Here is a 22,829-nt window from a genome sequence, read left to right on the forward strand (position 1 = left end):
ACTAGCCCTGCTCGCTGTGGTAACACTTGACGTGCCACCCACAGTTCGTGGCCAGCGCTGTCTGAAACTGTGAACCAGCGGTAAATTTATACCGGAACCATGTGAAGCGACCCCATGCAGCGACAACGGAGTGATATCCAGTGAGCGAGTCCGTACTGCTCTCCATCACCGACGGCATCGCCACGCTGACGCTGAACGAACCGGAAACGCGGAACGCACTCACACAGCCCGTATACGACGCCTTGGAGCGCCACCTCGACACTATCGAGACAGCGTCCGATGTTCGATGTGTCGTCATCGAGGGCACTGGCGAGTCGTTCTCGGCCGGCGGCGACATCGAGGGGATGAGCGAGCGGCTCACGAACGACGACCCGACTGACGACGCCGTCAGCGAACTGGCCCGGCGGACCCGCGACACCATCGCCAGAGTCGTCGCGCTGCCGGTCCCGACCGTCGCGAAGGTCGACGGGTCAGCCGTCGGGGCCGGCGCGAACCTCGCTATCGCCTGTGACATCCAGCTGGCGAGCGAGTCGGCCAGCATCGGCTTCGTCTTCCGGCAGGTCGGCCTCAGCGTCGACGCCGGCACCTCGTACCTGCTCCCCCGCATTGTCGGGATCAACGTCGCAAAGGAACTCGTGTTCACCGGCGAGATTCTGTGCGCCGAGCGAGCCGCAGAACTGGGCCTGTTCAACCACGTCTACGACGCCGAGTCGTTCGAGTCCGAAGTCGCGGCGACTGTCAGCCGCATTGCCGATGGGCCGACCGTCGCCCTCCGGCACTCGAAGCGACTGCTTCAGGACGGGCTGGAGAAGTCCTTCGACCGCGCCCAGCGCGATGAGGCGACGGCTCAGGGCATCGTCTTCGAGACCGCCGACCACGAGGAGGGTGTCGAGGCGTTCCTGACCGACCGCCGGCCGGAGTTCGTCGGACGATGACACGACCCGCAGTTTTTCATGAGATGGGCGCGAAACGACGACCATGACTGAACGCAGCACCGACTACTACCAGCGGCTGGTCGACGAAAGTGCGCTCGAAGAGTTTCTCGCGAGAGAAATAGGCCCGGCCGAGACGTTCCACGTTGCGCGCCACGAACAGGGCCACTCCAACGAGACGCTGTTTGTCACCTGGGGCGACCAGGAACTGGTCGTCAGGCGACCCCCGCCGGGCCAGACCGCCGAGACGGCCCACGACGTATTACGGGAGTATCGCGTCATCGACGCGCTACAGGACACAGCCGTGCCGGTCCCACCGACGGTGACGGCCTGTGACGACCAGACGGTCATCGGCAGCGATTTCTACGTCATGGCCCGCGTCGAGGGGACCGTCATCCGAGACGAAGAACCGGAGCGCTTCACGAACGACGATGCCCGAGAGGCCGTCGGCACCGAACTGGTGGACACCCTCGCGGCCATCCACGAAGTAGACCCCGAATCCGTCGGCCTGTCCGACCTCGGCCGTGCAAGAGGGTATGCGAAGCGCCAGGTCACGCGCTGGGGGAAACAACTGGCGTGGGCGTTCGAGCGGACGGCCGAATCCCGAACCATCCCTGAACTGGAGCGGGTTGGCTCGTGGTTACAGGACGAGTGCCCCGACGACCATCCGGAGACACTGGTTCACGGCGATTACAAACTCGACAACGTGATGTTCGGCCCCGGTGCTGACCCCGAACTCGCCGCTGTCTTCGACTGGGAGATGGCGACACTGGGCGACCCACGGGCCGACCTCGGCTGGCTGCTCTCGTACTGGCGCGACGCCAAGGACCCGAAGCCGGAGATTCCCGACCTCGCGATGGAGTTCATCGAAGCGCCGGGGTATCTGACCCGGCAAGACCTGGTCGACCGCTGGGAAGCCCAGACGGGCCTTACTTTCGAACACGAGCGGTTCTACCGCACGCTCGCCGTGTACAAGCTCGCCGCTCTCGGCGAGATGTTCTACCGCCGCTATCTGGAAGGCAACGCCGACGACCCGTTCTATCCCCTGATGGAGAACCGCGTCCCGGCGCTGGCCGACCGCGCGATTCGGATTATCGAGGGCGACGAACCGCTCTGAAAACGAAGATAGACGATTGAGATTATCTGCCGGGCAAGTAGACGGTTTTCCTGAAGTGGATTGAAACAGCCAGAAAGCCCCGACTGGCTGATGACACCGTGACCAACACCACCAGCCACGATTGCTGCTAGGGGGATGATTGATATGTGTTGCAGTAGACACTACGCGTATGCGAGCAGAGCAGACAGAGATAGCGACAGTTGCAGTGCTCGGTGCGGGAACAATGGGTCACGGTATCGCCGAGGTCACGGCTATCGCCGGCTACGACGTCGTGTTGCGTGACATCGATGCAGACATCGTCGAAGACGGCTACGACGAAATCGAGTGGTCGCTCGAAAAGCTCGCCGAGAAGGGGCGACTCGACGAGGACCCCGACGACGTGGCGGCGCGGGTCGCGACGACGACCGATCTGGAGGCGGCGGTCAGCGACGCGGACCTGGTCATTGAGGCCGGGCCGGAACAGCTCTCGGTGAAGCAGGACATCTTCGAGTCCGTCGACGCCGCCGCGCCGGAGGACGCCCTGCTGGCGACCAACAGCTCCTCGCTCTCGATTACGAAAATCGCCCAGGCGACGGAGCGGCCGGAATCGGTGCTGGGTCTGCACTTCTTCAATCCGCCGGTGAAGATGGACCTCGTCGAGGTCATCTACGGCGAGGCGACGACCGACGAGACGGCCGAGGCCGGCTACGAATTCGTCGAGTCCATCGGCAAGACGCCGATTTACGTCCGCAAGGACGTGCGCGGGTTCGTCGTCAACTCCGTCCTCGGGCCGTTCATGAGCGAGCCGGCCTGGATGGTCTCGGCGGGCGAGGCGACCATCCGCCAGGCCGACGCCGCGATGGTCCACGAGCGGGGCTACCCGATGGGGCCGTTCGAACTCGGCGACCTGACCGGCATCGACATCGGTTACCACGTCCGGAAGGAGGCCGGGACGCCGATTCCGCCACTCATGGAAGAGAAGGTCGAGAACGAGACCCTCGGCCGCAAGACCGGCGAAGGGTACTACGAATACGACGACGGCGACGGGCCGGACTACGGTCCAGAGGACGCCGACGGCTTTGACCATCTCCGCGTCGAGTCGGTGATGGCAAACGAGGCCGCGAAGCTCGTCGGCGACAACGTGGCGACGCCGGAAGCCATCGACACGGGGATGCAACTCGGCGCGGGCTTCCCCGAAGGGACCTGCCGACGGGCCGACGACATCGGTCTCGACACCGTCCTCGACAAGCTCCGGACGCTCCACGACGAACACGGCGACGACCGCTACGAGCCGGCCGACTACCTCGTCGAACTCGTCGAGGCCGGCCACACCGGCAAGGAAGCAGGCCGGGGCTTCCACGAGTACGACACCGGCGACGGCCCGGGTGACTACCACACCATCAACTGGGAACTCGACGACGATGGCCTGCTGGAAGTGGAACTCGACCGGCCATCGCGGATGAACGCCATCAGCGAAACGCTCGCCGACGAGGTCGTCGACCTGCTCTCGTCGGTCGATGATGACGAAGTCCGAGCCGTCGTGTTCGAAGGGGCCGGCGACCGCGCCTTCTCCGCCGGGGCCGACATCTCCGGCTTCGCGGACCGTGACCCCGCACAGACTTCGGAACCGACGGAAGTGTTCACGACCGTCGCCGAGTACCCGCGGCCGACGTTGGCGCGCATCGACGGCTACTGTCTCGGGGCGGGCCTGGAGCTTGCCCTCGCCTGTGACCTCCGGCTGGCGACGACCGACTCGGAGTTCGGCTTCCCCGAAATCACGCTCGGCCTGCTGCCCGGGGGCGGCGGGACCCAGCGCGCGATTCGGATGTTGACCGACGCCCGAGCGAAGGAACTGGTCTTCCGCGGCGAGCACGTCTCCGCCGAGCGGGCGGCCGACTGGGGGCTCATCAACCGGGCCGTCGACGCCGACGAGTTCGACAGCGTGGTTGGGGAGTTCGTCGAGGACCTCGTCTCCGGGCCGCCGATTGCCCTCCGCAAAGCCAAGCGCGTGATGAACGAGGGGGCCGACGAGAGTCTCGACGCCGGCCTCGAAATGGAGAGCCAGGCCTTTGCGCTCCTGTTGACCACTGACGACGTAGCGGAAGGGACGGCGGCCTTTGCGGCCGACCGCGAACCGGAGTTCGAGGGGCAATAGCGACCCGTTCCGCTGGCGGCCCGCGTTCTACTCCCGGTAGCGACGGACTGGCTCCAGTTCCTCGCTGTCCACGTCCTCGAACGCCTCGCGGGCGATGGTACGCAGGTGAACCTCGTCGGCCCCGTCGACGATGCGGAACGTCCTGACCAGTTCGTAGAAGTCCGCCAGCGGGAGGTCCCGGCCGATGCCGTTGCCGCCACAGAACTGGACCGCGGTGTCGATGGCGTCCTGTGTCGCCCGGGCGGCGAACACCTTGCTCATCGACACCTCGACGCGGGCCTCCTGCCCGGCGGAGATGGCGTCCGCGGCGGCCCGGACCAGCGCCCGCGCGGCCTGAATCTGTGTCTCCTGTTCGGCGATTTCAAAGCGGACGTGCTGTTTGTCGGCCACGGAGTCGCCGAAGGCCTGCCGTTCGGTGGTGTAGGCCTTGGCGATGGACAGCGCCCGCTCGGCCATCCCCGAGAAGCGCATACAGTGGGTGAGTCGCGCCGGGCCGAGGCGTTGCTGGACGTGCTGGAAGCCGTTGCCTTCCTCGCCCAGCAGGTGCTCCTCGGGGACGCGAACGCCGTTGAACTCGATTTCGGCGTGGCCCTTCGGGTCGCCCTGGCTGCCCATGTGCGGGACGTTCCGAACGATGTCCACGCCGTCGGCGTCGGCCGGGACGATGAACACCGAACACCCTTCATACGGGTGCACGTCCTCGTCCGTCCGGGCAAAGACGAGCAGGATGTCGGCGTCGACGCCACCGGTCGTCCACCACTTGTGGCCGTCGATGACCCACTCGTCACCCTCCTTCTGCGCCGTGGTGCGTATCATCTTCGGGTCCGAGCCCGCGCCCTGCATCGGCTCCGTCATCGCGAAGCCGGACTGTATCTCGCCCTCGACGAGCGGGTCGAGGTACTCCGATTTCTGGAGGTCCGTCCCTTGCATCTCCAGCAGGTGCATGTTCCCCTCGTCGGGCGCGTCCACCCGCATCGCAATCGGGCCGAGGAGGCTTCGACCCGCTTCCTCGAACGTCGGCAACACGTCCCGGAAGTCATAGCCCATACCACCGTGTTCCTCGGGGATTTGGGGGGCGTACACGTCGTACTCTCGCGCGGCCGCGCGGAGGTCCCGAACCGTCGCGTCCGAGATCGCGGTCCCGCCTGCGAGTTCGCGCTCCCGCGGAATGACGACCTCGTCCATCAACGCTCTGGCGCGCTCGGCGAGTTCAGTCGCGGCCTCGGAATCGGTGAACGATATCATGGCACACTTTCGTTCTCGTACGTCGACAGCATAAGTGTTGGAGCACAGCGAACGCGTGGTCGGCCGTTTATTTGCCGGAATCGTGTTCCGGTACGTCATCACGGCGTCCCCACCACGACACCGAGCGTCGGCGGTAGTTTCATACCCGGGCCAGTCCAAGCCGCTGCCGTGAGCGAGAGTCCAGACGTCGAGGCCGTCTTCTGGGACATCGGGGGCGTCATCCTTCGGATGGAGTCCGTCCGGGCGGCCCACCGCGAGTTTGTCGAGCGCCTGTGTGCGGAGTACCCGGCGACTGCTGCTGCCGACGCGGCCCTCGAACAGTGGCGGTCGGTCCTCGGAACGTACTTCGGCGAGCGCGACGGGACGGCGTTCCGGCCGGCCCGCGAGGGCTACCGGCTGGCAGTCGACGAGATTCTGACAGTCAGCCCCGAAGAAACCGAGTGGGAATCGCTGTTCCGGAGAATCCGCGACGAACGGGCCGAACCCAACCCCGATGCCGTCGCGGCCATCGGGACGCTGGCGGACGCGCCGCTGCATCAGGGCGTCATCAGCGATGTAGACGACGACGAGGGCAAGGAACTGTTGCGGACCTTCGGCGTCTGGGACGCGATGGATTCGTACACCGCCTCGGAGGCCGTCGGTCGGACCAAGCCCGACCCGGCGATGTTCGAAACGGCACTGACAAAGGCCGGGGTCGAACCGGCACAGGCCGTGATGATCGGTGACCGCTACGAGCACGACATGGACGGCGGGACGGAGGCCGGACTGTGGACGGCCGCCTACGGGGCTGAGGACGGACCCGCCGTGGATATCGCGCTCGACGACCTCCGGGAATTGCCGGACTGGCTCGGAATCTCGGCCGGGGAGTGACACCGCGGTCCCAGCCGTCGGTACTGGTCCCGGCGCTCAGATGTCGGGCGTCTCTTCGAGCCGTGGGACGCCGGCGGCGGTGATGGTCTGGCCGACGATGTACGACGACGCCGGGCTGGCGAGGAACCGCGCGATGTCGGCGATTTCCTCGGAGAGGCCGATGCGGCGCTCGACGGCCTCGCGGTCGATGTTGTCGGCGCTGACGCCCATCTGTGACTCGACGCCCGGCGTGGCGACGAAGCCCGGTGCGATGCAGTTGATCCGGATGTCGCGGTCGGCCCACTCCGCCGACAGCGTCGACGTGAGATTGCTGACGCCGGCCTTCGCGGCCCCGTAGTGGCTCATGTACGGCGCGCCCTGTTCGCCGGCGACGCTGGAGAGATTGATGACCGCCCCGCCGTCGCCGTCGGCCAGCGCGTCGCCGGCCGCCTGCGTGCAGTGGTAGGTCCCGTGGAGGTTGATGTCGACGATGGTCTTCCAGCCGTTCTCGCTGATGTCGTCGAACCCGGCCATGAAGCTCGCGCCGGCGTTGTTCACGAGCACGTCCAGCCCGCCGAACTCGTCGACGGTCGCCTCCACCAGCGCCTCGACGGCCTCGCGGTCTGTCACGTCGCATTCGATAGCGACCGCCTCGCCGGGCCGGTCGCTGTCGTTGATCTCGTCGGCGACGGGGCCGACGTTGTCCTGCTCGCGCGAGCAGACAACCACGTCGGCCCCGTCGGCAGCGAACTCCTCCGCGATTGCTCGGCCGATGCCGCTCGATGCGCCCGTGATAATCGCCCGCTGACCCTTCAGGCTAAACCGCTCCGTGTGTGGCTTTGACATCGCTTCTGACATCTCGGGCATCCCCAATAAAGCTACGTCCTGGGCGCTCTCGCTTGGATTCAGTTTAATTCCGTTGAACGTCCGACGGGGACAGTGCTGGTGTGGGCGTCGTGGATGCTGTCCCAACCAACAGTGCGCCCCGGTAGGATTAACACCAGCGCGGTTCACGGTAGAGGTGTACATGCTTCGCAACGGTGGCACCCACAGGTCCCCGGACCAACGGGTGCAAACGCAGCAGCGGTGGCTCGACCCGAAACCGACGCGGCTCTCGACGGCCGAGTGCGGGGGGCAGTACAATGGCCGGTGAGTTCGAAACCGTCGAGGTTGGCGAGGGATTCACCACGTCGGGGCGAACCATCACCGAGGCCGACGTGGTCAACTTCGCCGGTGTCAGCGGGGACTTCAATCACCTCCACACGAACGCAGAGCGGATGGCCGACTCGGGGTACGGTGAGCGTATCGCCCACGGCGCACTGGTGTTTTCAGTCGTCACCGGACTGCTGTGGCAGGCCCGCGACGAGGCCGAAAAGCGGCACATGGTCGCGTTCTACGGGCTCGACCGCCTCCGGTTCGTCAAGCCGGTGTTCCTGGGGGATACGATTCACGTCGAGGCCGAAATTGTCGACAAGGAGCGGCGAGACCACCCGGTTGCGACGGGCGTCGTCCGGACCGAAGTCACCGCGCTGAATCAGGCCGACGAAGCCGTCTTTTCGGCCGAGTTCCTGACGCTCCGGCGGTAGACTGTGCGGTCTCCCAGCCTCGGTGCAGTCTTACAGCACGCGGTCGGCGATGATGTTCTTCTGAATCTCGCTGGTCCCCTCGTAGATTTTGGTGATTCGGGCGTCGCGGTAGTACCGCTCGACGTTGTGGTCGGTGACGTAGCCCGCACCGCCATGGACCTGAATCGCCTCGTCGGCCACGTCGACGGCGTGCTCGCTGGCGAAGAGCTTCGCCATGCTGGCCCACTTCGTCGCAACGTCGAGGTTGTCCTCGTCGATGGCGCTGGCAGCGCGGTAGGTGAGCGACCGCGCGGCCTCGACGTTGGTCGCCATCTCAGCGATCTTGTGTTCGATGGCCTGAAACTCACTGATCGGCTGGCCGAACTGCTCGCGCTCGTTCGCGTACTGAACTGAGTCGTCGATGGCGGCCTGAGCGGTGCCGACAGCCTGTGCGGCGACATTCGCTCGCCCGCTCGCGAAGAAGTCCATCAGCTGGTAGAAGCCAGCGCCCTCCTCGCCGACGAGGTTCTCCTCGGGCACGCGAACGTCGTCGATGATGATTTCGGCCAGATCTGACGCGCGGATGCCGAGCTTGTTGTCGATTTTCTCTGCCTGCAGGCCGTCGGTATCCGTCGGCACGAGGAACGCGCTGATGCCCTCATGGCCGGCGTCGGGATCGGTCTTGGCCATCACGACCATCACGTCGGCGACGGTGCCGTTGGTAATCCACATCTTGTTGCCGTTGAGGACCCAGCCGTCAGCGTCGCGCTCGGCGTAGGTCTCGATGCCGGCCACGTTCGAGCCGTGGGCGGGTTCGCTGATAGCGCTGGCACACGCCGACTCGCCGCTGGTGATTTTCGGCAGCCACTCCTCTTTCATCCACTCGTCGCCGTACTTCTGAATCATGCTCGACCCGAAGCCACGGGAGCCGATGGCGCTCCCGATACCCGGGTCGGCCCGCCAGAGTTCCTCGGTGACGACGACGCCAGTGAGGCTGTCCATCCCCGCGCCGCCGTACTTCTCGGGGACTTCCGGCGCGATGAGGTCGTACTGTGCCGCCTGCTCCATCAGTTCCGCCGGGTAGCGCTTCTCCCTGTCGCATTCCTTTCCGAGCGGCTCGATCTCGTTTTCGCCGAATTCACGCACCGCTTCTCGGACTGCCGTCTGCTCGGCCGTCAAGCTAAACGCCATATTCGATGTGTGACGGCCACCCAGATATAGATTTGGTCGAATCCTCCCGCATCTTTAATGTGTATGGTTTGGAACGTGGTACCACCCACCGAGGGTAAACCATGGCAGACCCAACGAGCACACCCAGCGACAGCAGCACAGCATATACCAACAGCATCGGTCGGCGGTCATTCATCAGAGCGACCGGGGCGAGCACGGCGCTCGGACTGTTCGCCGGCTGCAGCGGTGATGGCGGCGGTGGTGGGGAGAACCCCGATGGAGGTGGTGGCATCGCCGAGACGGTCACCATCGGCCACCTTGCACCGCTGAACAACCCGCTCGGCGTTGGCTCGAAGCGGTCGGCGGAGATGGCGGTCGCCGAAATCAACGACGACGGTGGTATCGCCGACCAGACCGTCGAACTCGTTACGAAGGACACGCGGGCGTCGCCGTCCGAGGCGCGCACCGTCGCAGGCGAGTTGGTCCGACAGGAGGAAGTCGACGCCATCGTCGGCACGTTCTCCAGCGAGGTGACCCAGTCTATCATGGACCTCGTGTCGGAGTTCAATACGCCGTTTCTGGTCACCGGCTCCGCCGCGCCGAGTACCGTCACGGAGTTCGTCGCGTCCGACTACGAGCGCTACAAGAACACGTTCCGGGTCGGGCCGGTGAACTCCCACTTCCAGGCGGAGGTCATCAGCCAGTACGCCGGCCACCTCTCGGACCGCCACGGATGGAACACGTTCGCTGTCGTCGCCGACGACGCCGAGTGGACGACGGTGTTCCGGAACCGGCTGGTCGACCTGCTGAAGGAGGCGGACTTGGACGTGCCGATGGTGAATGGGCTGGCAACTGATACCACCTCATTCGGGTCGGTGCTAGACGATGTGGACGCGGCGGGTGCGGACGCGATGTTCCGCTTCTTCGCGCACATCAACGGCGGGCCGATGGCGGCCCGCTGGGCACAGGGCGAGTACGAGTTCGGCATCGAGGGAGTGCACGTCGCGTCGATGCTGCCGGCCTACTACGAACTCACCGAGGGCGCGGCGGCCTACGAGACGACGACCCAGTCCGGCGCGGCGGGTGTCACCGACATCACGTCGAAGACGGTCCCGTTCACGGAGGCGTACATGGAGGCGTACGGCGACGCCGATGACCCGCCGAGCAAGCCGATGTACATGGGCTTTGTCACCTACGACGCGATACACGTCTTCAAGAACGCTGCCGAGCGCGCCGGTACCGTCGACCAGGAGAACAACCTCGATACAATTGTCGACGCGCTGCTCCAGACTGACTTCACCGGCGCGGCCGGGCGGGTCCAGTTCTACGGGGCCGACGAGACGTACGCCCACGACCTCCGAGAAGAGCGGGACAGTGACGGCATCATCACGAACTACCCGCTTACCCAGTGGCGCGAGGGTGGGTCTCTGGAATGCGTCTACCCGGAGGGCCTGCGGACCGCCGAACACGCCGCGCCGCCGTGGATGGGGTGAACGATGCTGGGAGACATTGCCAGCGTCATCGTCGACGGCGCGCTCATCAGCGCCGTCTACGCCCTGATTGCTATCGGCTTCACCATGGTGTTTGGCGTCGGCGGCGTGTTGAACCTCGCCCACGGTGCGCTGATAATGGCCGGCGCGTACACCTACCTGAGTCTCGTCTCGGACAGCATCCTCGCGAGCGTGACGCTGCATCCGATAGTCGCGTTCCCGCTCACTATCGTCATCGTCGGCCTCATCTCCTACGGCCTCTACGTCGTGCTGGTCCGGACCATCGAGGAGAACGTCGTCATCACGTTCCTCGCGACCATCGTGGTCGCCATCGCCTTCACCGAACTCGTCACGCTCGTGTTCCACGCGCAACCCTACCAGTACAGCGTGGTGCCGGGCGTGCTGCAGGTCCAGGCGCTCGGGACCCGAATCCTGTACGTCGAACTCGCGGCCTTTGTCGTCTCGTGGGTCGCGATGGGGCTGCTCTGGTACTACGTCACCAAGACCGACAGCGGGCGGTCGATACGCGCCACCTCGATGAGCGAGCGCGGAGCCATGCTCACCGGCGTCGACGTGTCGGGCGTGCGTGCCCGTACGTGGCTGGTCGCGGGCGGCCTGGCTGGCATCGCCGGCGTGTTCTTAGGTGGCATCGGGGCGGCCGAACCGACGATGTGGCTGGAACCGCTCGCGCTCGCCTTTATTATCGTCGTCGTGGGCGGCATCGGCTCGATCAAGGGGTCGGTCGCCGCGGCCTACATCGTCGGCTACCTGCAGACGGCGACCGGACAGTTCCTCGGACAGAGCGTCCGCGGCATCATGTCGCTGGTGGTCCTCGTGGTCGTCCTGCTGGTGCTGCCACAGGGCCTGTACGGCACGGAGTTCGTCCATGAGTGACCGAGAGCAGACCGGCCGAGGTATCGGCCGGCTCGTTGGCCGCGCCGAATCGGTCCTGAGAGACAGCGTCCTCCCGCAGGGAGCCGGCGTCATCGGAGCGGTCGGCCAGCCAGCGGAGCGGCTGCTCTGGCCGGTCGCCGAGCGGTACAACCGGACACTCGGCAAACGCTTCGGCGAAATTACCGGCCTGCAGTTGTTGCTGTTGCTGGTAGCTTTTGGCGGTCTCGTCACCGCGCCGCTGTGGGGCCAGGACTACCTCAGACCGCTCACGCTTGGCGCGGTCTGGGCCGTCTTCGCGATGGGCTGGGACATCCAGAGCGGTTACACCGGCTACATCAGCTTCGGCCACTCGGCGCTGTCGGGGGCGGCCGGCTACACCACCGGCTTGCTGGTGCTCCATCTGAATCCGGAGCTATCGCTGTTTGTCACAGTCCCGCTGTCGATACTCGCGACGACGGTGCTGGGTCTGGCCATCGCCGTCCCCTCGCTCCGTCTCCGTGGCCCGTATTTCTCGCTCGTCACCTTCGTCACCGTCCTGCTGTTCTACCGGCTGACAAAGGCCCTGAGCCACTGGACGAACGGCCTGCGGGGCATCCGCGTCGACGTGTTCACCTACGACCTGACGCTGCAGTACTACATGGTCGTGGTGCCGATGCTCGCGGTTGCGGCCACGCTGACCTACGTCGGGCGCTCCGATGTGGGGACCGTGCTAGTCGCCATCCGCGAGAACGAGGATGCCGTCTCCGCGGCCGGCTTGGACCCGACGAAGTTCAAGCTCTGGTCGTTCGTGCTGAGCGCCGTCCCGATGGGTATCGGCGGGGTCCTGCTCGCCCACGTCAACGCGGGCGTCGACCCACAGACGTTCGTCATCGTGGACAACAGCATCCAAATGATAGCGATGGCAGTCATCGGCGGCATGAGCTCGATTCTGGGACCGCTCGGCGGCGCGTTCCTGTTCGTCGGACTCCGGGACGTGTTCCTCGTCGGCCTCGGCGAGGAACTGCGCTGGCTCGCCCTCTGGCTGCTCGTTCTCCTCGTGCTGGTGTTCGCCCGGGACGGACTGTTCCGTCTCCTCTGGCGTGCACTCGGCGCGCTGGGAGGTGACCGACGGTGACGCTGCTGTCGGTCGACGGGTTGACCAAGCAGTTCGGCGGCCTCGTCGCCGTCGACGACCTCTCCTTTGGCGTCGAGAGCGGCGAGATACTCGGCCTCATCGGCCCCAACGGCTCCGGCAAGACGACCGTGTTCAACTGCATCATGAGCATCTACGCGGTGACCAGCGGAACGGTGCGCTTCGGCGGCACAGATATTACGGACGACAAGACACACCAGATTGTCAACCGTGGACTGTCGCGCGTCTCTCAGGAGTCCAATCCAATCGGGTCGATGACCGTCCGAGAGAACATCGAGCTGTTCACCTTCCCCAACAGCGTCCGCTCGTTCGACGGCGGCGCGAGCGACGAGGCAATCGCGAGCTACGCCGCCCAGGTCGACATCGAGGACGCCCTCGACGACGACCCCGGGTCCCTGCCCCACGCCGACGTTCGCCGCCTCGAAATCGCGAAGGCACTGGCGACGGAGCCGGACCTCCTCTTGCTCGACGAGCCCTTCGCCGGCTTGAACCAGACGGAGGTCCGGCAGCTTTCAGAGCAGTTCGAGTCGTTCCGCGAGCAGGGCATCACCATGGTCGTCGTCGACCACAACATGCGCGGCCTGATGGACCTCGTCGACCGGGTCGTCGTGTTGCACAACGGCCAGAAGCTCGCGTCGGGTGACCCGGCCGACATCGTCGGTGACGAACGGGTTCAGGACGCCTACCTTGCCGGGGAGGTGAACGCGGTCCAATGAGCGACCCGCTGCTCGAAGTCGAAGACCTCGACGTGTACTACGGCAAGTCACAGGCGCTTGACGGCGTCTCGCTGACCGTCGAGCGCGGGGAAATCGGTGGCATCATCGGCCCCAATGGCGCGGGGAAGACGACGCTGTTGGACGCCGTCGCCGGCTTCCTCGACTACGACGGGAGGATTCGGTTCAACGGGCGAGACGTGGCCGACCTCGACCCCCAGCAGTTGGTCAACGACGGCCTCGTCTACTGCACCGAGGACCGCGACCTGTTCCCGTTCTTCTCGGTGCACGAGAACCTGCTCATGGGTGCGCAGTTCCGCGAGGACCGCGATGCCGTTCGGGCCGACCTAGACATGGTGTACGACCTGTTCCCGCGGCTCGACGACCGCCGGGACCAGGAGGCCCAGACCATGAGCGGCGGCGAACAGCAGATGCTGGCCGTCGGACGAGCGCTGATGGGCGATCCGGAGCTACTCGTCCTCGATGAACCGACGCTCGGACTGGCTCCCGTCATCATCGACGACATCAGCGAGGCCATCGAGACGCTGAACGACCAGGGTCAGACGCTCCTGCTCGTCGAGCAGAACGCCACGTTCGCACTGCGCCACGCCCACCGGCTCTCACTGCTGGAATCCGGCCGGGTCGAGCTCAGTGGCTCCGCCGCGGAGTTCCAGAACAACGACTACATCACGGAGGCGTACGTCGGCATCCACTGAGCGAGCGCTGGCGAACCGAATCCTCGGACGTGTTAACACTACGTCCGTCGTCGACTGCCACTCGCGCAGTCGCACTTCGCTGTCGGCGGTTCGTATTCTCGAACAGATGCCGAATACAGTGAAAGCAACGGGTGGCCATCCATCGGACTACACCGTCCCGCGAAATGGGCGCATATGTAGCTGTACGCGCTTGCCGCTGTCTCCGATCATGAGGTCCATTGCCGGCGAACGCAGAGCGCACCGGGAGCAAACACAATCGATGTGTTGCTTGTTCCGTATACTGAAACTGACAGTGTTCCACGGCACTGTGGCTCGCCGATAGCCCGGTCCAGCGGGAGAAACAGGGACTTCTCAGTACAGTGGAATAATAACCGTACTTTTGTTATCTAGTAGGACAAGCGAGGGCAGACTGCCCGAGCGTGTGTCGCCCGTGGGAGCGGATACACCGGTCCGGCGGCAGGGTTACCAGTTGACGTGGACTAGTTGACTGCCACCGGGCCAGGCTTACGCTACGACGCAGGCGCTTTCGATATCGTTCGACCTATCCGAACGATCACAACAGGGCAGTGCGTCTTTGGTGGTGTGATATTACCGAGACCACGGTAACAGATTTGGTCAGAGGTATAGATCTAAATATTCGATATGTATTCAACTATTCCGATAACTGAGAGTTAGATAGAGATATCGACTGTTGAATGGACGGTTTTGGTCCTATATTAGGCCAAGAAAGTGCCCCCGAACGTGGTTATAGCTACACATATTGGAGAGACAATAACACCCATACAACTCGCTTTTGCAGTGAAACAGCCGGTAGATGCGTCTGTTGTAACAAATATGGAAACGTATTTCTACAAGTGTGCATATATTTGTCCCTATGGGAGACGAAGAAGACATCGAAGACGAGACCGTGTCAGTATCGATGGAGATATCGGGGAATTACGACGAAGTCATGTCGAAACTGGCAACAGAAGACGAGGGGTCGACGTCGCTCGTCTCGCTACTCGACGACCTCGAACAGTTGCTTGACACGGTGGTCCGTATGGACGGTGGGACACGCAGTGCAATTGCCCAGCAGCTGCCCGAGGATATGGCCGTCTCCTTCGACGCTCAGGCGGTCGTCGATACGCTTCAGGTGCTCGAACGCTACGACCTCGTTGTCCTCGAAGGCAACACCTGGAAGCCCGGTCCGAAACTCACCACCGAAGAGTGATTCACCACAGTCCGGCCGGTAGCGGGTGGCTAGTTCGCCGGAACCGGTCATGATGACCGGAGCCAACGGCTGTAACACCTTCCGGAGTACCAGTTTCGGTGTACAACGGCGATAGATTTCCAGTTGACGTGACCGAAGTGCAGTAGCGTCCCCCTGTCGCCCAGTCTGTCCACTGTCACCACGTAAAGAGCTGTATAACAAACATCGGATCGCACGGAAGACTGTATGCGAGCACAGTGCGTGCTCGTACTCTCCCGACGCCCACCGTCCCATGCTCCCCTGTACGGGACGGTTTCACGCCGGGTTTGCCCACCCGGCATTGGTCCTCGATACGTCCGTCTAACAGTCCCGGATTCCTTACAGGCCCGAGCTGAGATGGATTTCGTCTTTGGTAATCGTCTCGACGGCGTCGGCCTGTAACGGATAGCCGTCATCCTCGTCGGTGTCTTCCCAGCCGAGCTTCGTCATGAGCGTCGTCTTCAGCCCGGGGTCGGGGTCGACGTGAGCGGTGCCGTATCTGTACCCGCTGACGATGCCGACTTCGTCGCCGGTACTCGTGACAACTGTCTTGCCAACGTCGTCGTCGGTCAGTTGGATCGTAGACATTGCAGTCGTTGCTACTGGCGGTACGGGCATCACCGATGTGCTTGCATACGCAACCGCCGCGACGGACCCGCGTCCGCGCAGTACAAGGCGCGCCGTTGACGGGGCCGGCCCACCGACGCTACCAGTCCAGCGTCGCGTTGACGACGACACCGAGCAGCAACACGATGGCGGCCAGATACAGCGCCGTGACAAACAGGAGCAGCGCGCCGAGGTAGCCGTAGGCTGCGTACCGGCCAGCGGTTCCGGCGTAGTAGAAGAACCCGACCTGGATAGTGATCCAGCCTGCTGCGGCTACCAGCGTCCCCGGCACGACGTGTGTGAATGACGTCTCGACCGGCGGCAGAACGTAGTATATCGGGACGAACGAGACAACGAGGGCGGCAAACGCGGTGAGATTGCCGACCAGCGTCGGATATGGGATCTGAAACTGGACGTACGTGAGCGCGACGCTGGTGGCCGACAGCAGGACGACAGCACCGAATAGCACTCCCATCACAACTGCGCTGCGGACGAGCTGGGCCGGCAACGAGATTTCAGTGACCTCGCCGTACACCTCGGTAAAGGCGATTGTAAGACCGCGGAACACCTTGCTGCCGCTCCAGGCCACGAACACCAGACTCAGGGTCCCGGTCGCCCCGTGGCCGCGCGTGTTCTCCAGCAGTTCCGTCAGAATCACCTCGCCGTTCTCGGAGAGAACCGTCCGGAGCAGGTCCAGCAGCGTGGCGGTGCCCCCGAACGTGGAGAGCACGGCGAGCGAGAGCGCGAGCAGCGGGACGATAGATGCGATCGCGTAGTAGGCGATACTGGCTGCCATGAACGGGACATCTTCCTCGCGAACCGTTCGGACGATCTCGCGTCCGGTCGCGATACCACTCATCGGCGTCGGGAGCGCGTTTCGGTGACACGGATTCTACCCACTAGCTGAACTGGACGCACAGTGCGTAGGTCACGAGCCACGGGAATAGAACGAACGCCTGCGATGGCAGGCATGGGGGCCGGTGACTGCCGGAGGCCGAGAAGCAGTTACCGGTGCGAGGCGCGGCGTACTCGATAGGTCGTCAAATCCCGTCAGGTTCTGATACGGCGAAGCGGCGACTACCAGCGGTGGTGGACGTCGTCGAAGACGTACTCCTCGTAGATGTCACGCACCGCGCCGTGGACCTGATTCGAGAGCTGGTCCATCTCGCTGACCGCTGCGTTCGCCCGAACGTGGTCCGGGTTCGTCGAGCCGGGGATGACGGTCGACACCGCGTCGTGGTCCAAAATCCAGCGCAGCGCCATCTGGGCCATCGTCATCCGTTCGGGGACGTGCCCGCGGAGTTCGTCGACGGCGTCGAAGCCCGCGTCGACCGGGAGGCCGGCGAAGGTCTCGCCGCGGTCGAACGCCTCACCCTCGATGTTGAAGTTCCGGTGGTCGTTCTCGGGGAACTCCGTGTCCCGGGAGAGGTTGCCGGTCAGGAGTCCGGAGGCCAGCGGGACGCGGACGATGACGCCGACGTCGCGGCGCTTGGCCGCCTCGAAGAACCGCTCCGCGGGCCGCTGGCGGAACATGTTGAAGATAATCTGGACCGTCTCGACTTCCGGGTACTCGATGGCTTTCAGCGCTTCCTCGACCCGTTCGACGCTGACGCCGCAGTGCTCGACCTTCCCCTCGTCTTTCAGCTGCGCGAGGGCGTCGAACGTCTCCGGCTGGTAGTAGGCGTCCGTCGGCGGGCAGTGCAGTTGCAGGAGTTCGAGCGTGTCGACCCCGAGGTACTCCCGCGAGCGGTCGACGTGCTCGGAGAGGGTGTCGTAGTTGTAGCGCTCGGCCGTATGGGGGTCGAGTCGGCGACCGACCTTCGTCGCGACGGTCACCTCGTCGCGGACCTCGCGTTCGTCGAGCACGTCGGCGATGCGCTGTTCGCTGAAGCCGTCGCCGTACACGTCGGCAGTGTCGATGAAGTCGACGCCGGCGTCGAGCGCCGTGCGGATCGTTTCCCGTCCTTCCGCCGCCGAGACGTCGCCCCAGTCACCACCGATATTCCAAGTCCCAAGTCCGACAGCTGTCACGTCGTACCCTGTCGTCCCTAACTGTCGTCGGTTCACGTATAGCCGTACCGTCGGCGGTCACTTGGTGGCTGTGGTACGCGGCACCAATCTAAAAAAGGGCAGTGTAGCCCGATAGCAGGCAGTCCGGTGGACGTGCCAACGTGGACGCCGGGGGCTACGTGAGCCACTTCGTCCGGCGGATGTCGTACGCACCGCAGTCCGGACACGAGTGGTACTGAACGTCGAACGACGCCTGGCACACCAGACAGGTGTACCGGCGTCTCGGTTCCTCCCCAGGGGACACGGCGTTATCGAACAATCCCATCGACGACCACACACTCCCTTCGCAGTACGAGAGTAAAAACAGGGCAGATCGTTCATGCACATCATATCGTCGCTGTCTTGCGGTTACGATTATGGGGGAGGGTGGTGTCCGCTGGTGACTGGCAACACAAACGTGATCTTTGAGAGAGGTTTTGGAACGGGAGGTTGTCGTCCCAGCGAAGTTGTGAAGCCGACCTTGCCCTGACCAGAGAGTCGTGACCGCGGATTTTAATGCCCAGTCATCAGGTAACACACGCTATGGATGAGGCACCTACTGTCGATGAGTTGACACCGCCGGACCGAACGCTGATGGGTCCCGGCCCGAGCGACGTGCACCCGCGTGTGCTCAAGGCGATGAGCACGCCGCTGGTCGGCCACCTCGACCCCTCGTTCATCGAGATCATGGACGAGGTCCAGGACCTCCTCCGGTACACGTTCCGAACGGACAACAAGTGGACGATTCCGGTCTCCGGGACCGGCTCCGCGGCGATGGAGGCGGCCATCGGCAACGTCGTTGAACCAGGCGATACGATGCTCGTCCCGACGAACGGTTACTTCGGCGACCGGATGGCAAGCATGGCCGAGCGCGCGGGCGGCGACGTCGTCACTGTCGACGCTCCCTGGGGCCAGCCGCTCGACCCGTCAGCGGTCGAAGCGGCATTCGACGAACACAGTCCGGACGTGTTCGGGTTCGTCCACGCCGAGACAAGCACCGGCGTTCTCCAGCCATCGGTGCCCGAACTCACAGACATCGCCCACGCGAACGACGCGCTGGTCATCGCCGACAGCGTCACCTCGCTGGGCGGCGTCGAACTCCGCGTCGACGAGTGGGACATCGACGTGGCCTACTCCGGTCCACAGAAGTGCCTCTCCTGTCCGCCTGGCGCGAGCCCGCTCACGCTCAACGACGACGCGATGGACAAGGTCCTCTCCCGCGAGTCCGAGGCCCGCTCGTGGTATCTGGACATCTCCCTGCTGGAAGGATACTGGGGCGAGGAGCGCGCCTACCATCACACGGCCCCGATCACGAACGTGTATGCGCTCCGTGAGGCACTTCGCCTCGTCGCGGAGGAAGGCATCGAGGAACGGTGGGACCGCCACCTGCGCGTCGCTGGCGCGCTGAAGGCCGGCGTCGAGGGCATGGGACTTGAGATGAACGCCCCCGACGACTTCTGGCTCCCGAGCCTGAACACTGTCCGCGTGCCCGACGGCGTCGACGACGGCGCGGTCATCCAGCACCTGCTGGACGAGTACGACCTCGAAATCGCCAGCGGACTGGGTGCACTGGAAGGCGACATCTGGCGTATCGGCTGCATGGGCCATTCGGCCCGACGGCAGAACGTCAGCTATCTGCTTGCAGCGCTGGGTAACGCGCTCGGTGAGCAGGGCGCGACCGTGGACGTGGACGCTGGGCTGGCGGCGATGAGCGAGCGGTTCTAACGCCACGCCAAGCCGACACCCGCAGTTCGATTCGAGATTCTGCAGGTCTATATTCAGCACCTTGTGGCCCCTCGGTTTTTGCTTTGTTTCGAGACCTACGTCTACTGCTTCGAGCGCATCACAGCAGTACGGTTCATATCACCCGGTCGAGCTGGTCACGCAGACTGGCTTTCTTACCCTGCGGGAACATATGTCATGATTTAATTCAGTTGCACTAACATATCTACGTGTGATGTACAATGTACTCATACCCGTCGACAGAGACGAAGCGCGCGCGTCGAATCAAGCGAGCTATGTTTCACAGCTCCCGGATGCCACTGACACCGTCGAGGCGACAGTGCTCTACGTGGTGCCCCCCGACGAATTCGCCGATGCCGAGGAGGTGGCGTTCGGTGACGTAGACGCCGCCGTCCAGGCAGCCGATCAACTGGAAGAAGCCGGCGTCTCCGTGACTCGAATGGTTGCCGACGGCGGCGTTGCCCAACAGATCGTCCGTACCGCGACAGAACTGGACAGTGATGAGATCGTCGTCGGCGGACGCAAGCGGTCGGGCGTCTCGAAGGTCTTGCTCGGTAGCACTGCACAGGACGTGTTGCTCTCGGCCGACAGACCGGTCACGATCACGGGCGAGAATGTTGTACTCGGCGAAGGGATACGGCAGGTACTGGTCCCGGTCGATACGAGCGAAGAGCGAGCACGGAACCAAGCTGCATACCTGGCTTCCCTTCCCAACGCCCCCGAGTCAGTCGAAGCAACGGTCCTCTTCGTGTTCCCACACCAGGATTACAAAGGGGCTCCACCGCACGAGTTCGAAGACGTCGACGCCGCTGTCACTGCCGCCGAGCATCTGGAAGCAGAGGGGATTCCCGTCGAACGCGTCGCTGTCGGCGGCGAGGTCGGTTCGAAGATACTCGACGCCGCAACGGACCGCGATGCCGACAGCATCGTTATGGGCGGACGCAAGCGCTCGGGTATCACGAACGTCCTCCTCGGGAGCACCACGCAGGACGTCATGCTCGCCGCCGAACGCCCGGTTACGCTCACCGGCTGACCGTCTCCAGTCGGCCGGGTCCGGTACTTGTGTCTGTTTTAAGTTGGTTGTACATCATGTCATGCATCGCTTCATCGAGCGAAGAATAACTGCTGAACTCAAAGCACGCGCGAAAATAATCGATGTGTTCAGTGCAGGTCAACAGTACTGTACTGGAAACCAACACGCAAATTAAAGTAGATACTGATGAACGTATTTGATATCATAATATGAATGCAGATGAGTATGTGAAAGATAATGAGTCGCTTCTGGCATCCGCAGATGTCGACCAGACAACGCCAACACCTCCATTGACAGGAACTGGGAAACTCATTTGCACAGATTCTCGATTGGTCTTCGACACGGCCAAGTCAATCACAGATATCCGGGTAGACAGTATTTCTGAGATCGATTACTCCCCACCGTCATACCTCAATAGAGCGACAGTTGCTGGGCTATTAGGAATTATTTTTTCAGGGATTCTCTGGCTTCTATTGGCAGTTATATTACCAAATGAGCAGGCTATCGCTCTCATCGTGTTCCTATTGGGTACCATATCAATACTCGCTGGACTCCTGACGGCGAAGGCAACACTCGTCATCAAAACCAATTCCTCAAAGTATCGCTTCCGAGGAAGTGAGACAGAACTCTCAAAGCTTCCTCACGCGATTAGAGGTGCAGATCGGAGCTAAAATTCTGCCTCGATAGTTCGCCTGAGTTCGTTTCTACGTACGCCGTGATGAACGCGGTGGATAGGTCGCGGAATCGCTCGTGGCCGCTCTCGACTGTCTCAACGGCGACGTGAACACCGTAGGTGTTCGCCTCCACGCGCTCAGTGTAGGCCGTTCGCAATTCCCTGACGATCTCCTCGGCCTCGTCGAGGCCGTCCGCATCGGGATGGGACCGGCTCACGCCGACCACCCCCTTTCAGCTATGAAATTCGCAAGAAGGCGGCGACCCCCAACTGGAATCAAGCTCCACTCTGGATTTTGCCGCCGCTCGCGGGGAAGTGAATCCAGTGATAGAGGGAATCTACGCCGCGAAAACGTGGCGTACGCTATCAGCCATAGTTCGGCTGAAAACCAAGTCCGCCCTCCCCGATTTGAACGGGGGACAAGTCGATCTACAGTCGACTGCTCTACCAGTCTGAGCTAAGGGCGGTCGACACCCGAAAATACCCCGCCGTCCAGACTTAAGGATTGTTATTCGCGGAGGGTGCGCCGAACGGTCACACGACGCGGAGTGACACACCGGCCGGTGTCAGACACGTCTGACCCCGCTTCCCGATCCTCCGAGAGACAAGTCAAAGCGGTCTACGAGCGGAATCCGACCGAGAAGAGATGTCATCGCGTCATGCCGGTAGCTGACGGGCGTCAGACAGCGCGGGAAGATTAAAATACCAGCCTGTATAATACCCTCATCGAGCCCGATGAGTAAGATAACGTTCCGTGCTGACGACGACCTCATCGACCAACTCGAGGCGTTCGACGCCTCGAAGAGCGAGGTCATGCGCGAAGCGCTCCGGGAGTACCTCGGAGACGCGTCACCGTCAGCGTCGGAACCACCGTCGGCGGCGTCGGAGTCCGTGACCGACGCCGAGACGATCGACGAGCTCATCGAAGACCGCGTCGACAGTATCATCGCCGACCGGCTGCAAACGCGACAACCGCGCTCGCAACCGCAGGATGTCAACGTAAACATCTCGTTAGACGGCGTAAGCGCGGGGGCAGCGAGCGCCGAAACCGAGCAACAGCGCGCCGGCGGCCGAGGGGAAAGCACCGAGAGCGGACGGTCCCACGACGAAAGTCAAACGTCTGATACGAGCGGGCGTAAGACAGAAGCGGAAACACGGGACAGAGCCGAGACGGAAGAACGTAAGACGTGCGCGCAATGTGGTGAAAACTTGGGTTCTGACCACGTTTACTGCCCGAACTGCGGTGAGAAGGCGTCCCGCCGGGTGTTCTGTGACTGCGGCGATGAACTCCGGTCGGACTGGGGATTCTGCCCGGGTTGTGGGAGACGGACGCCTGCGGCGGATGTCCTCGACCAGACCTAAATCAGCGTTTGCACGCGATAGACACCCTCAGACGCCGTAAACGGGAAAGTGTATGACACTGCCCGTAAGTTTTAATACATCAGGGTCAGTGGTTTATTCTGCGTAAGACGGTCGTCTTACACAGCGGCGAACGCGAGGGGATGCCGCCCTCGTACTGCGGTTTCGCTGTGTAAACACT

23 protein-coding genes and 1 tRNA gene are annotated in these 22,829 nt (G+C 63.4%); 15 read left to right on the plus strand and 9 right to left on the minus strand.

Going from position 1 to position 22,829, the window contains the following annotated elements:
• Positions 1-140 precede the first annotated feature (140 nt).
• From ACNO8S_RS12080 to ACNO8S_RS12090, 3 genes are all read left to right on the plus strand, one after another.
• Positions 141-935: an enoyl-CoA hydratase-related protein gene (locus ACNO8S_RS12080; RefSeq protein ID WP_420181988.1), complete on the plus strand. Its 795-nt coding sequence runs from the start codon at positions 141-143 to the stop codon at positions 933-935.
• Between the two features lie 43 nt (positions 936-978).
• Positions 979-2,049: a phosphotransferase family protein gene (locus tag ACNO8S_RS12085; RefSeq protein WP_420181989.1), complete on the plus strand. Its 1,071-nt coding sequence runs from the start codon at positions 979-981 to the stop codon at positions 2,047-2,049.
• A gap of 169 nt (positions 2,050-2,218) precedes the next feature.
• Complete coding sequence (locus tag ACNO8S_RS12090) at positions 2,219-4,183, plus strand: 3-hydroxyacyl-CoA dehydrogenase/enoyl-CoA hydratase family protein (protein ID WP_420181990.1); 1,965 nt, start codon at positions 2,219-2,221, stop codon at positions 4,181-4,183.
• Positions 4,184-4,210: 27 nt separating this feature from the next.
• Here the strand turns inward: ACNO8S_RS12090 and ACNO8S_RS12095 are convergent, their stop codons facing one another.
• Positions 4,211-5,428 (minus strand): acyl-CoA dehydrogenase family protein, encoded by a 1,218-nt coding sequence (locus ACNO8S_RS12095; protein ID WP_420181991.1) that lies wholly within the window; start codon positions 5,426-5,428, stop codon positions 4,211-4,213.
• A 168-nt stretch (positions 5,429-5,596) separates the two neighbouring features.
• On the opposite strand from ACNO8S_RS12095, the gene ACNO8S_RS12100 reads away from it, so the two are divergent.
• The gene (locus ACNO8S_RS12100) at positions 5,597-6,298 is read left to right on the plus strand and encodes an HAD family hydrolase (protein WP_420181992.1); all 702 of its coding nucleotides are present in this window, start codon (positions 5,597-5,599) and stop codon (positions 6,296-6,298) included.
• 36 nt (positions 6,299-6,334) lie between these two features.
• On the opposite strand, the gene ACNO8S_RS12105 is transcribed toward ACNO8S_RS12100, so the two are convergent.
• Positions 6,335-7,144: an SDR family NAD(P)-dependent oxidoreductase gene (locus ACNO8S_RS12105; protein WP_044952010.1), complete on the minus strand. Its 810-nt coding sequence runs from the start codon at positions 7,142-7,144 to the stop codon at positions 6,335-6,337.
• A gap of 275 nt (positions 7,145-7,419) precedes the next feature.
• On the opposite strand from ACNO8S_RS12105, the gene ACNO8S_RS12110 reads away from it, so the two are divergent.
• Positions 7,420-7,863: a MaoC/PaaZ C-terminal domain-containing protein gene (locus ACNO8S_RS12110; protein WP_420181993.1), complete on the plus strand. Its 444-nt coding sequence runs from the start codon at positions 7,420-7,422 to the stop codon at positions 7,861-7,863.
• A 30-nt stretch (positions 7,864-7,893) separates the two neighbouring features.
• Here ACNO8S_RS12110 and ACNO8S_RS12115 read toward each other — a convergent pair whose 3' ends face one another.
• Positions 7,894-9,033 (minus strand): acyl-CoA dehydrogenase family protein, encoded by a 1,140-nt coding sequence (locus ACNO8S_RS12115; protein WP_050037012.1) that lies wholly within the window; start codon positions 9,031-9,033, stop codon positions 7,894-7,896.
• 101 nt (positions 9,034-9,134) lie between these two features.
• On the opposite strand from ACNO8S_RS12115, the gene ACNO8S_RS12120 reads away from it, so the two are divergent.
• The 6 genes from ACNO8S_RS12120 to ACNO8S_RS12145 all read left to right on the plus strand — a co-directional run bounded on the left by ACNO8S_RS12120 (position 9,135) and on the right by ACNO8S_RS12145 (position 15,167).
• Positions 9,135-10,505 (plus strand): ABC transporter substrate-binding protein, encoded by a 1,371-nt coding sequence (locus ACNO8S_RS12120; RefSeq protein ID WP_420181994.1) that lies wholly within the window; start codon positions 9,135-9,137, stop codon positions 10,503-10,505.
• A 3-nt stretch (positions 10,506-10,508) separates the two neighbouring features.
• On the plus strand, positions 10,509-11,396 hold the full coding sequence (locus tag ACNO8S_RS12125) for a branched-chain amino acid ABC transporter permease (protein ID WP_121302511.1): 888 nt from the start codon (positions 10,509-10,511) through the stop codon (positions 11,394-11,396).
• Positions 11,389-12,510 carry a branched-chain amino acid ABC transporter permease gene (locus ACNO8S_RS12130; RefSeq protein WP_050037014.1) on the plus strand — a complete coding sequence of 374 codons (1,122 nt, stop codon included), beginning with the start codon at positions 11,389-11,391 and terminating at the stop codon, positions 12,508-12,510. The genes ACNO8S_RS12125 and ACNO8S_RS12130 overlap by 8 nt, the downstream gene beginning before the upstream one ends.
• The gene (locus ACNO8S_RS12135; protein ID WP_371726961.1) at positions 12,507-13,244 is read left to right on the plus strand and encodes an ABC transporter ATP-binding protein; all 738 of its coding nucleotides are present in this window, start codon (positions 12,507-12,509) and stop codon (positions 13,242-13,244) included. Before ACNO8S_RS12130 ends, ACNO8S_RS12135 begins: the two co-directional genes overlap by 4 nt.
• Complete coding sequence (locus ACNO8S_RS12140) at positions 13,241-13,957, plus strand: ABC transporter ATP-binding protein (protein WP_420181995.1); 717 nt, start codon at positions 13,241-13,243, stop codon at positions 13,955-13,957. Before ACNO8S_RS12135 ends, ACNO8S_RS12140 begins: the two co-directional genes overlap by 4 nt.
• A gap of 874 nt (positions 13,958-14,831) precedes the next feature.
• Positions 14,832-15,167, plus strand: coding sequence for a hypothetical protein (locus tag ACNO8S_RS12145; protein ID WP_014041184.1), 336 nt, complete (start codon positions 14,832-14,834; stop codon positions 15,165-15,167).
• 357 nt (positions 15,168-15,524) lie between these two features.
• On the opposite strand, the gene ACNO8S_RS12150 is transcribed toward ACNO8S_RS12145, so the two are convergent.
• From ACNO8S_RS12150 to ACNO8S_RS12165, 4 genes are all read right to left on the minus strand, one after another.
• Entirely contained in the window at positions 15,525-15,773 is a 249-nt protein-coding gene (locus ACNO8S_RS12150; RefSeq protein ID WP_420181996.1) for a PRC-barrel domain containing protein, read from the minus strand.
• Positions 15,774-15,891: 118 nt separating this feature from the next.
• Positions 15,892-16,650, minus strand: a complete 759-nt coding sequence (locus ACNO8S_RS12155; RefSeq protein ID WP_008308124.1) for a YihY/virulence factor BrkB family protein — start codon at positions 16,648-16,650, stop codon at positions 15,892-15,894.
• A gap of 218 nt (positions 16,651-16,868) precedes the next feature.
• Positions 16,869-17,858 carry an aldo/keto reductase gene (locus ACNO8S_RS12160; protein WP_008308123.1) on the minus strand — a complete coding sequence of 330 codons (990 nt, stop codon included), beginning with the start codon at positions 17,856-17,858 and terminating at the stop codon, positions 16,869-16,871.
• Between the two features lie 118 nt (positions 17,859-17,976).
• Positions 17,977-18,126 (minus strand): hypothetical protein, encoded by a 150-nt coding sequence (locus tag ACNO8S_RS12165; RefSeq protein WP_023843402.1) that lies wholly within the window; start codon positions 18,124-18,126, stop codon positions 17,977-17,979.
• Positions 18,127-18,383: 257 nt separating this feature from the next.
• On the opposite strand from ACNO8S_RS12165, the gene ACNO8S_RS12170 reads away from it, so the two are divergent.
• The 3 genes from ACNO8S_RS12170 to ACNO8S_RS12180 all read left to right on the plus strand — a co-directional run bounded on the left by ACNO8S_RS12170 (position 18,384) and on the right by ACNO8S_RS12180 (position 21,287).
• Complete coding sequence (locus ACNO8S_RS12170) at positions 18,384-19,565, plus strand: pyridoxal-phosphate-dependent aminotransferase family protein (RefSeq protein WP_420181997.1); 1,182 nt, start codon at positions 18,384-18,386, stop codon at positions 19,563-19,565.
• A gap of 232 nt (positions 19,566-19,797) precedes the next feature.
• Positions 19,798-20,616, plus strand: a complete 819-nt coding sequence (locus ACNO8S_RS12175; RefSeq protein ID WP_420181998.1) for a universal stress protein — start codon at positions 19,798-19,800, stop codon at positions 20,614-20,616.
• Positions 20,617-20,825: 209 nt separating this feature from the next.
• The gene (locus ACNO8S_RS12180) at positions 20,826-21,287 is read left to right on the plus strand and encodes a hypothetical protein (protein WP_420181999.1); all 462 of its coding nucleotides are present in this window, start codon (positions 20,826-20,828) and stop codon (positions 21,285-21,287) included.
• On the opposite strand, the gene ACNO8S_RS12185 is transcribed toward ACNO8S_RS12180, so the two are convergent.
• Together ACNO8S_RS12185 and ACNO8S_RS12190 are read right to left on the minus strand one after the other, a co-directional pair.
• A complete protein-coding gene (locus ACNO8S_RS12185; RefSeq protein ID WP_420182000.1) occupies positions 21,265-21,507 on the minus strand; it encodes a hypothetical protein in 243 nt (80 codons plus the stop codon). The two genes, ACNO8S_RS12180 and ACNO8S_RS12185, sit on opposite strands and share 23 nt — an antisense overlap.
• A 175-nt stretch (positions 21,508-21,682) precedes the next feature.
• A tRNA-Tyr gene (locus ACNO8S_RS12190) sits at positions 21,683-21,756 on the minus strand.
• Between the two features lie 268 nt (positions 21,757-22,024).
• Here ACNO8S_RS12190 and ACNO8S_RS12195 point away from each other — a divergent pair.
• Entirely contained in the window at positions 22,025-22,651 is a 627-nt protein-coding gene (locus ACNO8S_RS12195; protein ID WP_050037019.1) for a double zinc ribbon domain-containing protein, read from the plus strand.
• The last annotated feature ends 178 nt before the right edge of the window (positions 22,652-22,829 follow it).

Source organism: Haloarcula sp. KBTZ06 (assembly GCF_048595605.1).
GTDB classification, from domain to species: domain Archaea; phylum Halobacteriota; class Halobacteria; order Halobacteriales; family Haloarculaceae; genus Haloarcula; species Haloarcula hispanica.

Coding starts and splice junctions, on each gene's coding strand:
- ACNO8S_RS12180 (WP_420181999.1), top strand. CDS start 20,826: ATGAATGCAGATGAGTATGTGAAAGATAATGAGTCGCTTCTGGCATCC.
- ACNO8S_RS12105 (WP_044952010.1), bottom strand. CDS start 7,144: ATGCCCGAGATGTCAGAAGCGATGTCAAAGCCACACACGGAGCGGTTT.
- ACNO8S_RS12155 (WP_008308124.1), bottom strand. CDS start 16,650: ATGAGTGGTATCGCGACCGGACGCGAGATCGTCCGAACGGTTCGCGAG.
- ACNO8S_RS12170 (WP_420181997.1), top strand. CDS start 18,384: ATGGATGAGGCACCTACTGTCGATGAGTTGACACCGCCGGACCGAACG.
- ACNO8S_RS12110 (WP_420181993.1), top strand. CDS start 7,420: ATGGCCGGTGAGTTCGAAACCGTCGAGGTTGGCGAGGGATTCACCACG.
- ACNO8S_RS12090 (WP_420181990.1), top strand. CDS start 2,219: ATGCGAGCAGAGCAGACAGAGATAGCGACAGTTGCAGTGCTCGGTGCG.
- ACNO8S_RS12120 (WP_420181994.1), top strand. CDS start 9,135: ATGGCAGACCCAACGAGCACACCCAGCGACAGCAGCACAGCATATACC.
- ACNO8S_RS12115 (WP_050037012.1), bottom strand. CDS start 9,033: ATGGCGTTTAGCTTGACGGCCGAGCAGACGGCAGTCCGAGAAGCGGTG.
- ACNO8S_RS12130 (WP_050037014.1), top strand. CDS start 11,389: ATGAGTGACCGAGAGCAGACCGGCCGAGGTATCGGCCGGCTCGTTGGC.
- ACNO8S_RS12140 (WP_420181995.1), top strand. CDS start 13,241: ATGAGCGACCCGCTGCTCGAAGTCGAAGACCTCGACGTGTACTACGGC.
- ACNO8S_RS12125 (WP_121302511.1), top strand. CDS start 10,509: ATGCTGGGAGACATTGCCAGCGTCATCGTCGACGGCGCGCTCATCAGC.
- ACNO8S_RS12145 (WP_014041184.1), top strand. CDS start 14,832: ATGGGAGACGAAGAAGACATCGAAGACGAGACCGTGTCAGTATCGATG.
- ACNO8S_RS12095 (WP_420181991.1), bottom strand. CDS start 5,428: ATGATATCGTTCACCGATTCCGAGGCCGCGACTGAACTCGCCGAGCGC.
- ACNO8S_RS12165 (WP_023843402.1), bottom strand. CDS start 18,126: ATGGGATTGTTCGATAACGCCGTGTCCCCTGGGGAGGAACCGAGACGC.
- ACNO8S_RS12195 (WP_050037019.1), top strand. CDS start 22,025: ATGAGTAAGATAACGTTCCGTGCTGACGACGACCTCATCGACCAACTC.
- ACNO8S_RS12150 (WP_420181996.1), bottom strand. CDS start 15,773: ATGTCTACGATCCAACTGACCGACGACGACGTTGGCAAGACAGTTGTC.
- ACNO8S_RS12175 (WP_420181998.1), top strand. CDS start 19,798: ATGTACAATGTACTCATACCCGTCGACAGAGACGAAGCGCGCGCGTCG.
- ACNO8S_RS12085 (WP_420181989.1), top strand. CDS start 979: ATGACTGAACGCAGCACCGACTACTACCAGCGGCTGGTCGACGAAAGT.